We start from the raw sequence: 14,028 nt of genomic DNA on the forward strand, positions 1-14,028 counted from the left end.
TCGCAGTTGGGGATGTGTTACGCGGATCAGCGCTCGGATGGCTGATCCTTATCGGCCAGCATCTGTTCGACCCTGGCTTTTTCTTCGGGGCTGAGTGCCGTTTCCTGCTGGCCCTGTTTACGCGAGCGCATTACCACGCCAGCCACAATCAGCAAGCCGCCAATCACGGCAATGGCCGGGAAGGCCCAGAGGAAAATCGTGCGCTTGTCGACCGGCGGTTTGTACTGCACAAATTCGCCAAAACGGTCCACCAGGGCGCCGACGATTTCATCGTTGGAAGCGCCGCCCTGCATCATCCGGTACACCTCGTCCCGCATATCCTTGGATATGGGAGCATTGGAATCAGCGATATTCTGGTTCTGGCACTTGGGGCAGCGCAGCTCGGCAATCAGGTTCTGGTAACGCTGCTCTTCAGCCCGGGTATCGAAGTCGTAGACCTCCATCACCTCGGCCCGGAGCGGTGAAACCACAAACAGTATGGCCAACAGTAGCGGATAAAAACGCATCAGCTATTTCCCTTTGCCTGATTGAACACGGGCAGCAGGACTTCCTGCCAGACCCGCTCGTTCACCACACCCACGTGGCGGTAAAGCACCACGCCATCGGCGTCGATCACGTAGGTTTCCGGTGCGCCGTACACACCCAGGTCAAAGCCGAGGGATCCACGGGGATCGAAGATAATGGTTTCGTAGGGATTGCCGAGGCGGCCCAGAAAACTGAACGCGGTTTCCCGCTGATCCTTGTAGTTCAAGCCGACAATGCGCACGCCCTCGTTGCTGGCCAGGTGCATCAGGTATTCATGCTCGTCCCAGCAGGAGGGACACCACTCGGCCCAGACATTCAGCAGCGATACCTGCCCCTGAAAAACCGAAGTGTCCAGCATATGTTCCGGATCGTGCAGGTCCTGCAGCTGGAATTCCGGTACCGGTTTGCCGATACGGGCCGATTCCAGCTTGGTGGGATCCTTGCCGATACCGGCAAACAGGAAGATCCCGATACCAACCGTGATCAGCAACGGAATGAACAGCAGCAGGCGCCTCATGACGATGCCTCCGCCGGCTTGCCGGGAGCCATGTTGCCTGCCTGGGCTTTCTGTCTTTCCTCAGCTTTCACACGAATGCGGTAACGCTTGTCGGCAATGGCCAGGAAGCCGCCGATGGCCATCACCAGGGAACCCAGCCATAACCAGCGTACCAGCGGCTTGTACTGCAGGCGGATAGCCCAGGCGTCGTCTGAAATCCGCTCGCCAATGGCCACAAATACATCCCGGAACAGGCCGGCATCGATATCCGCCTCGGTCATCACGCTCATACCCACCGGGTAGTTACGCTTCTCCGGGTGCAGGTCGGTAACCAGCTTGCCATCCAGGAACACATTGAAGCTGCCGTACTGGGCGGTGAAGTTGGCGCCCTGCCGCTCACCGATTTCGGTGAACACGATTTCGTAATCGCCCACCATGGCGGAATCACCCGGAGTCATGCGGACATCCCGCTCGACACCGTAATTGGACACCACAGTGGCACCGGCCATCACCATGGCCACACCAAGATGTCCCAGCACCATGCCCCAGTAACTGCGGGACTGGCGTTTGAGGCCATGCAATCGGCCCTGGCGGGAAGCAGATTTATCCCACAGGTCCCACAGGGTAGCCACGGCAATCCAGATGGCAGTGAACACACCGGCAAAGGCCCAGGGCGCAAAGCTGCCGTAGTTGACCATCACCGCAGCTGTCGCCACCAGGCTGATCGCCAGCGGCCACAACAGTTTACGGGCCAGCATTCCGCCGTCGGTTTTCTTCCAGCGGGAGAAGATACCGGCACCCAGCAACAGGCCGGTGGCCACGGCCAGCGGGCTGAAGGTGGTATTAAAGAACGGCGCGCCGATGGACAGCTTGCCGGCATCCAGGTAGTCCAGGACCAGCGGATACAGGGTACCGATGGCCACCAGTAGCGTGGCGGATACCAGCAGCACATTGTTCAGCAGCAGAAAGATCTCACGGGACAGGGAACCGTAACGGGAACGCACGTGCACCACCGGTGCCCTGAACGCGTAGAGCAGCAGGCTGCCTACTACAGTGATACCCAGCAGCATGAGCAGGAAGCTGCCCCGCTCGGGGTCAGAAGCGAAGGCATGTACCGAGGTGAGAACACCGGAGCGCACCAGGAAGGTGCCCAGCAGGCTCAGTGCGAAGGTGACGATGGCCAGCAGTACCGTCCAGCTCTTGAACACGCCACGCTTTTCCGTCACTGCCAGCGAGTGCATCAGGGCCGTACCGGACAGCCACGGCAGAAAGGAGGCGTTTTCAACCGGGTCCCAGAACCACCAGCCGCCCCAGCCAAGCTCGTAATAAGCCCACCAGCTGCCCAGGGCGATGCCGATGGTCAGGAACGACCAGGCAATGCTGGTCCAGGGCCGGGACCAGCGGGCCCAGGCCGCATCCAGGCGACCGTTGATCAGGGCGGCAATAGCAAAGGCAAAGGCAACCGAGAAGCCCACATAGCCCATGTACAGCATGGGCGGGTGCATGATCAGCCCGATATCCTGCAGCAGGGGGTTCAGATCCTGACCATCCGCCGGCACGTTCGGCAGCAAACGGTCAAAGGGGTTTGAGGTAACGATGATAAACAGGAAGAAGCCGACACAGACCATGCCCATAACCGCTAGTACCTGGGACACCATGGTCGACGGCAGCTTGCGGCTGAAGATGGCCACGGCCAGGGTCCAGCCGGTGAGCATCAGGATCCACAACAGCAGTGAGCCTTCATGGCCACCCCACACGGCACTGAACTTGTAGTACCAGGGCAGCATGCTGTTGCTGTTGTTGGCCACGTAGGCCACGGAGAAATCGTCTACCAGGAAGGCGTGGGTCAGGATGGCAAAGGCCAGGCCGGTAAACACAAACATGCCCGACGCCAGGGGCCGGGCAAACGCCTGCAGACTGTCACGCCCGGTGAGCGCACCGGCCAACGGGACGACGGCAAGAAGCACCGAGAGCAACAGTGCGAGTATCAGTGCAAGCTGTCCGAGTTCCGGATACATCAGAAATCTCCAAGGTCAGTCATGATTCGGGGCTCAGTAAGCCGCGCTTTCTGCAGCTTTCTCTGCGTTCGCCTTGTTCAGGCCCTTGGATGATTTCTCCAGGGCATCGGCTACTTCCGGCGGCATATAGTTTTCATCGTGCTTGGCCAGAACCTGGTCTGCCACAAACAGGCCTTCTTCGTTCAGTCGGCCCATGGCCACCACGCCCTGCCCTTCTGCGAACAGGTCCGGCAGGATGCCTACGTACTGCACCGGCACAGACGCGGCATAATCCGTCACCCGGAAGTTCACCTTCAGGCTTTCGGTATCACGTATCACACTGCCTGCTTCCACCATGCCGCCGGCACGGATGCGTACATCAACCGGGGCATTACCGGCAGAGATTTCTGTCGGGTCGTAGAACAGGTTGATGTTCTGGCGCAGTGCATAGGTCGTCAGGCCCACCGCCAGCGCAATGCCGGCAACCAGGAAGGCAAGAATGGTCAGTCTTTTTTTGCGGATCGGATGCATGGGTTACCTGCTGTTCAGTCCTGGGAAACTTCAACTCGGGTGAAAGTGGCCGCCGCTTTCGGGCGGACGCTGTCTTTGCTTCCCTGCTGCTGTTCTAGCCTGCGTCTGCAGGAATCGTATACGGCACGGTTGCGGCGAGCAGACCAGATCATCAGCCCGCCCAGCAACACAACAAATACGGCGTAGCACGCCCACACATAGGGGCCGTGCCCTTCCATGGCAATAAATGCGGAGAACGAATCGAATGCCATTGGTTATTTCCTTCCCGCCAGAACAAGTTCTCTGACCCAGCGGGTACGCTGCTCCCGCAACAGGATCTCGGTTTTCATTCGCAGACAGGCCAGCCAGCCAAACAACAGGTACAGGCCAAGCACTGAAAGCAGCAACGGCACCCACATTTCCATCGGCATGGAGGGCTTCTCAGTCAACTTGAAGGTGGCCGGCTGATGCAGTGTATTCCACCAGTCCACCGAATATTTGATGATAGGGATATTTACTACCCCCACCAGTACCAGCACAGCCACGGCGCGGGCGGCAGATTTCTCGTCGTTGATGGCACGGTCCAGCGCGATGGCGCCCCCGTACAGGAACAGGAGAATGAGCATGGAGGTGAGACGGGCATCCCACACCCACCAGGTGCCCCAGGTGGGCTTACCCCACACGGCTCCGGTGAACAGCGACAGAAAGGTGAGCACCAGCCCCACCGGCGCGATGGCTTTGACAAACACGTCCGCCAGTTTCATGCGCCAGACCAGGGTAACCACGGCAGCAACTGCCATCATTATGTAGATTGACTGGGCCAGGAACGCCGCCGGCACATGGATGAAGATAATCCGGTAGCTGTTGCCCTGCAGGTAATCTTTCGGCGCAAACGCCAGCCCCCACACCAGTCCGGCCAGCAGCACGATCAGCCCGCCGGCCAGCAACCAGGGCATCAAGCGGTTAGCGATGCCGTAAAACCACTTGGGGGAACCCAATTTGTGAAACCATTGCCACATCAGTTGGTCACCGTCTTTCTTTTAACTGTTAGACATGCTGATTCGCAGCGCGGCGGCGGCTGCAAATGGCGCCAGAGTCAGCGCCAGTACCAGGAATGCCCCCATCAATGCGAGATAACCGGCCACGGGCGCGCCCTCGGCTGCTGCCGCCACGGTCCCGGTACCGAAAATAAGCACGGGAATGTACAGCGGAATGATCAGCAGTGACAAGAGCACACCGGCAGACCGTAACCCCAGTGTCAACGCCGCGCCGATGGCACCAATCAGGCTCAGTACCGGGGTACCGATCAGCAGCGTTAGACACAGAATTGCCACAGAGTTCCCGTCCAGGTGCACCATTATTCCCAACACTGGCGTAAGCAGTACCAGCGGCAGGCCGGTGAGTATCCAGTGGGCCAGTGTCTTGGCCAGGATCAGCAGGAACAGGGGCTGTGGCTGTAATATCAATTGCTCCAGGGTGCCATCATCAAAGTCGTGCCGGAACAGGTGGTCCAGCGACAGCAGCACCGACAACAGGGCCGCTACCCAGAGAATACCGGCACCGGACTGCTTGAGAAATGCCACTTCAGGGCTAACCCCTAACGGAAAGAGGGTTACCACCATAATAAAGAACAGCAGCGGGTTGAGCAGATCCTGGCGCTGCCGGAAGGCCACCCGGACATCCCGCATGAAGACCGCCGCCATGGCCTGCACCGGGCCGATGGCACTCTCTACCGGTTTCAACGCCGGCCGGGATTCAGCATTCATCACTCTGCCCTCCCCCCAGTGTAATGCGCTTCATTCCGGGCAACTGCAGGTCGTGGTGGGTCGTCACCAGCACCGCACCGCCTTCTGCAGCCCGCTGCTGCAATAATTCTTCAATGGCTTTGACGCCATCCGCATCAATCGCCGTGAACACTTCATCCAGCAGCCACAAGGGTTCGTCTGCAATCAACAGGCGCGCCAGTGCCACCCGGCGCTGCTGGCCGGCGGACAGGTTGCGACAGGGTACATTCTCGAAGCCCGCCAGTCCTGTTCCCGCCAGTGCCTGCGACAATATGTCGTCGCTGACGGTGCGGCGGCCAGCCATCAGGGCCCGAAGGTTTTCCATGGGAGTGAGCAGGGGTTTGATGCCGGGGCGGTGCCCAAGGTACAGCATGTTGCGCAGGAAGGATTCACGGTGCCAGGCCCGGGGTTCGCCACACCAGAGCAATTCACCTGACCAGGCGTCGTTCAAACCGGCAAGGATTCTGAGCAGGGTGGTTTTGCCGGTGCCGTTGGGGCCTTCAATACGGGTAACGGTACCCGGCATTACCGAGAAACTGAGATTCTGGAACAACAGGCGCTCGTCGCGCTCACATTCGAGATTTACAGCCTGTAATAACGGCTCGGACATCGGGGCCCCGTCTGCAGAGCGAAGGACGCCACGCAGGCATCCGGTGAATGAGTGCGCATTATAACGAATGCGACACCGGATTACCCATGCGTGACGTCAAATACCGATGCACTCGGCAAGCCTAACTTATTGAATCCCGGTTTGCGACAATGCTTGCAGATGCGCTTGGTCAGTCGCTGAGCAATCACTGCCAGCAAGGCCTCACGGGCACGGGAATACAGTTGTTTCATTCAACGGCTCCAACCAGACGCTCCACAAAGAATTCAAGATGCCCCCCGGGAGCAGAGGGTAAAGGCCAGCTTTCCACTTTTTCTGCCAGTGCCCGCATGGCGAGGGACGCCCTTGCCTTGGGGTAGGCTTCCATAAACGCCTTTTGCCGTTGCACGGCCTTGCGCACGGCGTCGTCACTGGGAATGGCTCCACTGTAGTGTAGCCCCGCATCCAGGAAACGACCGGTGACTCTGGTCAGTTTTTCAAACAGTTGGGTGCCTTCCCTGTCGTTGCGCACCTGGTTGGCCAGCACCCGGAAACGGCTGGTGCCGTAATCGCGGTGCATCATGCGGATCAGGGCGTAGGCATCGGCAATAGAAGTCGGCTCGTCGCACAATACCAGCAGAATCTCCTGGGCGGCCCGCAAAAACGCCAATACCGAGTCGGATACGCCGGCCGAGGTATCGATGATCAATACGTCGGTCTGGTCGCCCAGATCACTGAAGGCGTGGATGAGCCCCGCGTGCTGGGCCGCAGTCAGGCGGGTCATGGCCAGGCTGCCGGACGCAGACGGTGCCACCCGGATACCACCGGGGCCGTCTACCAGAATGTCTTCCAGAGAGCACTGGCCGTCCAGCACGTGCTGAAGGTTATGGTGGACCGTCAGGCCCAGTAGCACATCCAGGTTACCCAACCCCAGGCCAGCGTCGAGCACCAGCACACGGCGGCCCCGTTCGGCCAGTGCGATACCAAGGTTAACGGCTATATTGCTTTTCCCTACTCCACCCTTGCCGCTGGACACGGCAATTACCTGAACCGGACGGGGTTTATTCATGATTGTTATGGTTCTCTGAAAAACTTGCTGCGCGGCCTGTTCATGGCCCTCTGAGTGCCTGACTCGGAGCTAAAGATACGGTATCCTTGCGCCATTTATTTCAAGCAAATCCACGCCAGATTATCCGAACACACAGGTGACCACAAATGCCAATCCACGAAGTAAAGCACCCCCTGATCCAGCACAAACTTGGCCTGATGCGCCGGGCAGACATCAGCACCAAGAATTTTCGTGAACTGGCCCAGGAAGTTGGCGCCCTGTTGACCTACGAGGCAACCAAGGATTTCAGCCTGCAGGAGAAGACCATTGATGGCTGGGCAGGCCCGGTCACCGTTGAGCAGATTCACGGCAAGAAAATTACCATCGTGCCCATTCTGCGGGCAGGCCTGGGCATGCTGGACGGCGTGCTGAGCCTGATTCCGGTCGCAAGGGTAAGCGTGGTTGGCCAGATCCGTAACGAAACCACCCTGGAAGCGGAAACCTACCTGGAAAAACTGGTGGGCGAGCTGGACCAGCGCATGGCCCTGATTATCGACCCGATGCTGGCTACCGGTGGCTCGATGATTTCCACCATCGACCTGCTCAAGAAGGCCGGCAGCACTGAAATCCGCGCCCTGGTGCTGGTAGCCGCCCCGGAAGGCGTGGAAAAAGTCCTGGAGAAACACCCGGACGTTTCCATCTACACCGCTTCGGTTGACGAACGCCTGAACGAGAAAGGCTACATCCTGCCAGGCCTGGGCGATGCCGGTGACAAGATCTTCGGCACCAAGCAGAAGGACGTCTGAATATGCAGGACCACAACAAAGACCCGGTCTGGAAGCAGGCGCTGGCCGGCTCCCAGATGCTGCTGGTGGCCTTCGGCGCCCTGGTGCTGATGCCGCTGATTACCGGGCTGGATCCGAACGTGGCCCTGTTCACGGCGGGTATCGGCACCCTGATCTTCCACGTGGTGACCGGAGGCCAGATCCCGATCTTCCTGGCATCTTCCTTTGCGTTTATCGCCCCGATCATTGCCGCCAAGGGCCGGTTCGGGCTGGAAGAAACCCTCGGCGGCCTGATGGCGGCAGGTATCCTGTACATCATCCTGTCCGGCGCGGTTCGCCTGCGCGGCACCGGGTTTGTCACCCGCCTGCTGCCGCCGGTGGTGATCGCCCCGGTGATCATGACCATCGGCCTGGGCCTGGCCCCGCTGGCCGTGCACATGGCCTCTGGCCGCACCGGTGACGGCGCCGCAGAGCTGGTGCCCTACAACACAGCCATCTGGATTGCCATGATTTCCCTGACCGTGACCATTGTGATGTCGGTCTGGGCCAAGGGCATCTTCCGGCTGGTGCCGATCATGTTCGGCGTAATTGTGGGCTATGTGCTGTCCTGGTTTGCCGGCATTGTCGACACCACCGCCATCGAGCAGGCAGCCTGGTTCTCGGTGCCGAATTTCGTCGCACCCGCGTTCAGCTGGGGCGCCATCCTGTTCATGATTCCGGTGGCCATTGCCCCGGCCATTGAGCACATTGGCGATGTACTGGCGATCGGCAACGTCACCCGCAAGAACTACCTGGAAAAGCCCGGCCTGCACCGCACCCTGCTGGGCGACGGCCTGGCCACCAGTGCTGCGTCTATGCTGGGCGGGCCGCCCAACACCACCTACTCGGAAGTCACCGGCGCAGTCATGCTGACCCGCAACTTCAATCCGAAGGTAATGTGGTGGGCGGCCGTTGTCGCCATTGTACTGGCCTTTGTGGGCAAATTCGGCGCCGCGCTGCAGACTATTCCTGTGCCGGTCATGGGCGGCATTCTGTGCCTGCTGTTCGGGTCAATCGCCGTGGTGGGCCTGAACACCCTGATCCGCCACCAGGTGGACCTGTCTCAGTCCCGTAACCTGGTGATCGTGGGTGTTACCCTGGTGTTCGGCATTGGCAACATGGTGCTGGGGCAGCTGGAAGGGATCGCCCTGTGTGCTGTGGTGGCGATTATCCTGAACCTGGTCCTGCCGGGCGAGAAAGAAGCCTGGGGCCGCAAGATCTACGAAAGCAAAAACGATTAACCGAAGTTCTCGAGGCGCTGCTGTACCTCCCGGAACTCCGTGTAAATCTGCTCCAGTACGGCCGGAGCCTGTTCCAGTGCTCCGGCCTTACCGAGTTTCTCCGCTTCAAAGCACACCTGCCCCAGCCGGGGCGCACCAATATTGATGCTGCTGCCCTTGAAACTGTGGGCGGTCTTGGCAAAAACGTCCGGATTATTCTCTGACAGCGCCTGCTCAAGGCTTTCGATGCGGCTCCTGGAGTCGGCCAGATAGGTCTGGATCAGGACATCAAACTCTTCTTCCATGACATCCTTCAGTTCAGCCAGCGCCTCTTCATCAAGATGCGGTTTGTCGTTCATCGGTCAACTCCCTGTCGTGCGCATATCCCGATACTTTCTCAGAAAGGCCGCCGGAATCAAAGCCCCGCAGGCAAACTCGGGGCGCTTCAGCGTCAGGAGGACGGGGTTTCTTCCCGCAGGCCGTACTTGCGCACCTTCTCTACCAATGTGGTACGGCGGATACGCAGTTTCTCTGCAGCCCGTGCCACCACGCCCCCGGTTTCATTGAGGGCCTGCTCGATCAGTTGCTTCTCGAGATTGGCCAGGTAGTCCTTGAGGTCAATGCCGTTAACCGGCAGCAGTACCGGCCCGTCCAGCCCCACCAGGCCGGGAATGGCAGACGGCAAGCCCTGATCTTCCGGCGCCCGGTGTTCGTCGTGGTCATCCAGGTAGCGGAACTTCCGGGGCAGCTCCTGAACACCAATCACGCCGTAGGGGTACATAATGGCCAGCCGCTCCACCAGGTTGGCCAGCTCCCGCACGTTGCCCGGCCAGTCATGGCGGCACAGGCTCATGATGGCAGCCGAGTTCAGCCGCAGGGAGCCGCGTTTTTCCTTTTCCATACGGGAAATCAGTTCGTTGATCAGCAGGGGAATATCTTCGACCCGATCCCGCAGGGCGGGCATATCGATGGGAAAAACATTCAACCGGTAGTACAGGTCTTCACGGAAGCGGCCGGCTTCGATCAGCTGTTCGAGATTCTTGTCTGCCGCCGCAATAATCCGCACGTTGGTGGGCCGGGAGCGATTACTACCGATGCGTTCGAAGTTGCCATCCTGCACCAGCCTAAGCACCTTCACCTGGGTGTTCAGGGGCAGCTCGCTGACATCATCCAGGAACAAGGTTCCGCCGTTGGCCAGTTCACAGCGCCCGGCCCGCTCGGTGATGGCACCGGGAAAGGCTCCCTGTTCATAGCCAAACAGCTCGCCTTCAAGCAGCTCCGCCGGTATGGCGCTGCAGTTTACCGGCACGAACGGCTGGTCGCGACGATCGGAATGGTAGTGCAGGTTGCGGGCAACCACCTCCTTGCCGGTTCCGGATTCTCCGGTGATCAGCACGCTGACGTCCCGGTCGGCGACCTGCTCCATCAGATCCCGCACCTGTTGTATGCGACGGCTGGTGCCCACCAAGCTGCGAAACAGCTGGACACCCCGCTGGTGCCCGCGGCCATTGCCCTGATCGAACTGGGAACGGTACACCTGGGCCCGGTGCAGGGAATCGACAAACTTGGCGTAATTCAGGGGCCATTCAAGGCGGGCGATAATGCGGCTGGCGAGATCTCTGGGCAGGTCGGCAGCCTCGGGCCCGCCGGCCAGCAACACCGGCAAAGCCGGGGCGATGCGGGCAAGCTCCTGAAGGCTATTCTGTAAGGCCTGGCCGTCACCTGCCAGCACGGCCACGGAGAAACTCTCCGGCTGATCCTCCCCATCCCCCACTTGCGCTGCCACTGACAGGTCGTCAGCAGCCACCGGGCCTTCACCCAGAAACTCCAGGATAGTAACAAGATCCCGGCGCAGGCCGGGATCTTCACTCACTACCAGTACTTTATTGTTGTTGGGCATTAACCGGTGTCTCTGTCAGGTATCAGCGTCGTGCTGCCCGCCGTGCCGCCGAGGCGGTAAACTCATTACCCCGGAAGCCCGGATCGAAATCGTAGGCCGGGTAACCGTTATCCAGGCCATCAATGTAATAACGCTGCGCCTTGAGGTCGTAGGTCATTTCCATGGTGGTCCAGAACACCGGCACACTGTAGTAACTGATGTTGTGGGCTTCAGACACGCGCCACAGCTCACCCTCTTCGTTGTACTCTTCAGAGGCCATGATCTGCCAGCTGTCTTCATCAATGTAGAACACCCGGCGATCGTAGATATGGCCAATACCAATGCGCCGCTTGGCTTCCACTACCCAGACCCGGTGCAACTCGTAGCGGGTCAGCTCCTGGTTGATGTGGTTCGGGCGAATCACATCTGAGGGGCGAATGTTGTCGTCATGTAGCTTGTACGCATTGTACGGCACCAGCAGTTCCCGCTTGCCTTTCAGCTCCCAGTCGTACTGGTTGGGGGCACCGTTGTACATGTCTTTCTGGTCAACGGAACGCAGCGACGAGGAGTTGGGCAGATCTGTCTCGTAGGCCAGGTTCGGTGACCGGCGCAAACGCCGTGAACCGGAATCATACCGCCATGCCAGCCTCGGTGAACGGACCTGGTCCAAAGTTTCGTGCACCAGTGTGATGGTGCCGGCCAGGGTGCTGGGCGCGATGGTCTCGGTTTTCAGGTAGAAGATCTTGTTGTCGATATCTGCCAGTTCGGCGCCAATCCGGCTGTAGGCAAAGTAGTAATCGTACTGGTTAACCACTTCGTTGTAGGCGCCATCCCGCTGGGGCGTGGCGGAAGCACTGCGGAACGAGACCTCTTCACCCCGATAACGGAGAATGTGGTTCCAGATCGCCTCAAGCCCGCTCTGGGGAATGGGAAACGGACTGGTCATGATGGTATTGCGCACGCCGTTGCCGTTATCCAGCAGCTCTGCGCTCAAGGCATTCTCGAAAGACTTTTCGTAGACATGCTCGGGGAAGGCTGCAGTCCTGCGCGTCTGGTAAACCGGCATAAAGAATTCCGGCCCGTACTGTTCCAGCATCCGGATATGGCCGTCCGACAGCACATCACGGTATTGGTCCATGTTGTCGCGGGTAATGGTGTAAAGCGGCTTGTCTTCCGGGAACGGATCAATCTCCTTGGTTCCCTCGCGCCAGTTTGCCGGTGGTGTTGCCAGGCCGCCGTTCCAGGCCGGAATGGTGCCTTCGGCATTACCGGCGCGTTCGGCACCGACCGGTGTGAGCTCGTTGTTCAACCGCTCTGCTTCGGCAGGTGAAACCTTTGCCACAGCGGATCCGGACAACCCCATTACTGCTGCGGTAACCGCCGCAACCAACTGGTTTCGCATCCCTCAACCTCCATTCTGAATGGTCGGGCGATCGACCTTCGCCCGAATTGCGGCCCTTTTTGCCAGTTTCAAACGACCGTTTCAAGTGAAGGTTTGTAGTTTCTTGTGAACAGGCACCTGTATCAACAGCAACCATCAAAGGGGAGGAAATGGGTGGACAAAAATGATACTATTAGCCGCTTGGCCTGATGGATATACAAGGGTGTGGTCTTCAGGCGGGCAACTGATCATCCGGCACTGCATGTGGGCAGGTATTGCATGGCTTCAACGTGGTATTCACTGGTTTCACAAAAACTGTACCTGGCCCAGATACTGATCCGGGAATTTGACCAGCCAACAACCAGCAATGCTGCCAGCACCGGACTGCCGGCAGCCGTGATCGGAGAAGCCCGGTCCCAGGCAGTGGCAGAAGTCCTGCTGAGAGCCCGCGACGTACTACTGACCATGATCGCAAGGCTGCACCAGAAAAAGACGGAAACGCCGCACAGCCTGGCCGAGTTAAAGGCGCTGTTCGACTACGACGTGGCGGAAGTCGAAACTCTCGATAGCCTCGCGCAGCAGCGGGACAGCTGGTGGAACCACCTGGTTCAGCTGGACAAGGCCCTGGGCCAACCACCGGCGCAGAAAAAGACGGTCTCTGCCGACAACATTATTGCGGTAGCCGCAGAAGAAGGCCCGGACCGCTCCCTGCAGGCACTGGAACAGACCAGGGCAGCCATGGCCATTTTTGCAAGGGAACTCGAAGAGCGGCACGGCGAGTGGTAGCAGCCCTGACCACGGCTGCACCGAAACAACCCGAATGACGACAAAGGTTTAACGAATGTCACCATCGTTTTTTGAAATTGTACAACTCTCTGACGGCGACTACGCGTTGCGCCGGATAGACGATGATGCCGCCCCACTGGTGCGCATTTCTTTTTCCGAAGAAGCCCGGGAAATGATGGAGAACCGGGATATGAACGTGGCAAAGGCCATGATTGCTGCAGGCATTGAAGCCGCCGGCAATATCGACTACGACATGGGCCATGACATGGAATGGGATGACGAAGACGGCGACGCGATCGACCCCCAGCCCAGCTATACCCTGCACTGACCGATACTGCGCCAGCCCTCAGCGCTGGCGCAAAATCACCCCGTGACTGTTGCCTTTCGCAGAAGCCTTTTGCAGTGAATCAAAGGCGGCGCGCCCCAGCTTGTTGGTCCAGAGCACTACCGCATGACAGGTACCTGCGCCCAGGGCGCGCTCTGCCAGTTGCTGGGCCGGGTATTCCGCGGTTGAACGCAGCACCAGGATCTCGTTCGCCACAATGCCATGCATCTTCTGCCACTTGGCCACCAGCGCCTGGGGCGGATCAATCCACGCCAGCCAGCGCTTTTCCTGGTTCAGCTGGGTGAGCATGGGCAGTAACAGCTGAAAGTTCTCTACCTGTCCTTCCGGCAGGATAATCTCCGTCACATTGCCGCCCAGGCCTGAATGACCCGCTGCCGAACCACCTGCAGGCCGACGCATGCTTGCCGGGCGCTGACCCGCAGAGATCGCTTGCGCCGGTGCCACTGTGGCCGGATGAAACGCCATGTTCTGATTGAAGCTCAACTGTTCCATAACTCACCTGCCTGTGAAGTGGACCCCGAAATTTGGACAGGTGCCTAAGCTCTGATTCATCATCTCCACAAGGAGGAGAATCATGAGCAAGAAACGCAAGCAATACAGCCCATCGTTCAAGTCCAAAGTTGCCCTAGCCGCCCTCAAGGGTGAC

Annotated in this window: 17 protein-coding genes; 4 read left to right on the forward strand and 13 right to left on the reverse strand. The window is 59.3% G+C overall.

The window, feature by feature from the left end; all coding sequences use genetic code 11:
- Positions 1 to 26: 26 nt before the first annotated feature.
- The 9 genes from H3Z84_RS00235 to H3Z84_RS00275 form a co-directional block, all read right to left on the reverse strand.
- Entirely contained in the window at positions 27 to 506 is a 480-nt protein-coding gene (locus tag H3Z84_RS00235) for a cytochrome c-type biogenesis protein (RefSeq protein ID WP_199455832.1), read from the reverse strand.
- Positions 506 to 1,042, reverse strand: a complete 537-nt coding sequence (locus H3Z84_RS00240; protein ID WP_199455833.1) for a DsbE family thiol:disulfide interchange protein — start codon at positions 1,040 to 1,042, stop codon at positions 506 to 508. The genes H3Z84_RS00235 and H3Z84_RS00240 overlap by 1 nt, the downstream gene beginning before the upstream one ends.
- Positions 1,039 to 3,039 (reverse strand): heme lyase CcmF/NrfE family subunit, encoded by a 2,001-nt coding sequence (locus tag H3Z84_RS00245; protein ID WP_199455834.1) that lies wholly within the window; start codon positions 3,037 to 3,039, stop codon positions 1,039 to 1,041. The genes H3Z84_RS00240 and H3Z84_RS00245 overlap by 4 nt, the downstream gene beginning before the upstream one ends.
- 33 nt (positions 3,040 to 3,072) lie before the next feature.
- Positions 3,073 to 3,549, reverse strand: coding sequence for a cytochrome c maturation protein CcmE (gene ccmE, locus H3Z84_RS00250; protein WP_199455835.1), 477 nt, complete (start codon positions 3,547 to 3,549; stop codon positions 3,073 to 3,075).
- Positions 3,550 to 3,563: 14 nt separating this feature from the next.
- The gene (gene ccmD / locus H3Z84_RS00255) at positions 3,564 to 3,800 is read right to left on the reverse strand and encodes a heme exporter protein CcmD (RefSeq protein ID WP_199455836.1); all 237 of its coding nucleotides are present in this window, start codon (positions 3,798 to 3,800) and stop codon (positions 3,564 to 3,566) included.
- 3 nt (positions 3,801 to 3,803) lie between these two features.
- Positions 3,804 to 4,547: a heme ABC transporter permease CcmC gene (gene ccmC, locus H3Z84_RS00260; RefSeq protein ID WP_022988752.1), complete on the reverse strand. Its 744-nt coding sequence runs from the start codon at positions 4,545 to 4,547 to the stop codon at positions 3,804 to 3,806.
- A 21-nt stretch (positions 4,548 to 4,568) separates the two neighbouring features.
- Entirely contained in the window at positions 4,569 to 5,294 is a 726-nt protein-coding gene (ccmB, locus tag H3Z84_RS00265; protein ID WP_058340158.1) for a heme exporter protein CcmB, read from the reverse strand.
- On the reverse strand, positions 5,284 to 5,922 hold the full coding sequence (ccmA, locus tag H3Z84_RS00270) for a cytochrome c biogenesis heme-transporting ATPase CcmA (RefSeq protein WP_058340159.1): 639 nt from the start codon (positions 5,920 to 5,922) through the stop codon (positions 5,284 to 5,286). The genes ccmB and ccmA overlap by 11 nt, the downstream gene beginning before the upstream one ends.
- 226 nt (positions 5,923 to 6,148) lie before the next feature.
- Positions 6,149 to 6,967, reverse strand: coding sequence for a MinD/ParA family protein (locus H3Z84_RS00275; protein WP_058340162.1), 819 nt, complete (start codon positions 6,965 to 6,967; stop codon positions 6,149 to 6,151).
- A gap of 146 nt (positions 6,968 to 7,113) precedes the next feature.
- On the opposite strand from H3Z84_RS00275, the gene upp reads away from it, so the two are divergent.
- Positions 7,114 to 7,752: a uracil phosphoribosyltransferase gene (upp, locus tag H3Z84_RS00280; protein WP_058340163.1), complete on the forward strand. Its 639-nt coding sequence runs from the start codon at positions 7,114 to 7,116 to the stop codon at positions 7,750 to 7,752.
- 2 nt (positions 7,753 to 7,754) lie between these two features.
- On the forward strand, positions 7,755 to 9,011 hold the full coding sequence (locus H3Z84_RS00285) for a uracil-xanthine permease family protein (protein WP_199455837.1): 1,257 nt from the start codon (positions 7,755 to 7,757) through the stop codon (positions 9,009 to 9,011).
- Here the strand turns inward: H3Z84_RS00285 and H3Z84_RS00290 are convergent.
- The 3 genes from H3Z84_RS00290 to H3Z84_RS00300 all read right to left on the reverse strand — a co-directional run bounded on the left by H3Z84_RS00290 (position 9,008) and on the right by H3Z84_RS00300 (position 12,271).
- Positions 9,008 to 9,349 (reverse strand): Hpt domain-containing protein, encoded by a 342-nt coding sequence (locus H3Z84_RS00290; RefSeq protein WP_058340165.1) that lies wholly within the window; start codon positions 9,347 to 9,349, stop codon positions 9,008 to 9,010. The genes H3Z84_RS00285 and H3Z84_RS00290 overlap by 4 nt on opposite strands.
- Before the next feature lie 92 nt (positions 9,350 to 9,441).
- Positions 9,442 to 10,890 carry a sigma-54 dependent transcriptional regulator gene (locus H3Z84_RS00295; RefSeq protein ID WP_199455838.1) on the reverse strand — a complete coding sequence of 483 codons (1,449 nt, stop codon included), beginning with the start codon at positions 10,888 to 10,890 and terminating at the stop codon, positions 9,442 to 9,444.
- Positions 10,891 to 10,912: 22 nt separating this feature from the next.
- A complete protein-coding gene (locus H3Z84_RS00300) occupies positions 10,913 to 12,271 on the reverse strand; it encodes a DUF1329 domain-containing protein (protein ID WP_199455839.1) in 1,359 nt (452 codons plus the stop codon).
- Positions 12,272 to 12,529: 258 nt separating this feature from the next.
- Between H3Z84_RS00300 and H3Z84_RS00305 the strand changes: the two genes are divergently transcribed.
- Positions 12,530 to 13,036: a DUF6586 family protein gene (locus H3Z84_RS00305; RefSeq protein WP_199455840.1), complete on the forward strand. Its 507-nt coding sequence runs from the start codon at positions 12,530 to 12,532 to the stop codon at positions 13,034 to 13,036.
- A gap of 55 nt (positions 13,037 to 13,091) precedes the next feature.
- Positions 13,092 to 13,364: a hypothetical protein gene (locus tag H3Z84_RS00310; protein ID WP_199455841.1), complete on the forward strand. Its 273-nt coding sequence runs from the start codon at positions 13,092 to 13,094 to the stop codon at positions 13,362 to 13,364.
- Positions 13,365 to 13,382: 18 nt separating this feature from the next.
- Here H3Z84_RS00310 and H3Z84_RS00315 read toward each other — a convergent pair whose 3' ends face one another.
- The gene (locus H3Z84_RS00315; RefSeq protein ID WP_094625566.1) at positions 13,383 to 13,874 is read right to left on the reverse strand and encodes a cell division inhibitor SulA; all 492 of its coding nucleotides are present in this window, start codon (positions 13,872 to 13,874) and stop codon (positions 13,383 to 13,385) included.
- Positions 13,875 to 14,028 lie beyond the last annotated feature (154 nt).

This window comes from Marinobacter sp. bablab_jr003 (genome assembly GCF_016464245.1).
Lineage (GTDB): Bacteria > Pseudomonadota > Gammaproteobacteria > Pseudomonadales > Oleiphilaceae > Marinobacter > Marinobacter vinifirmus.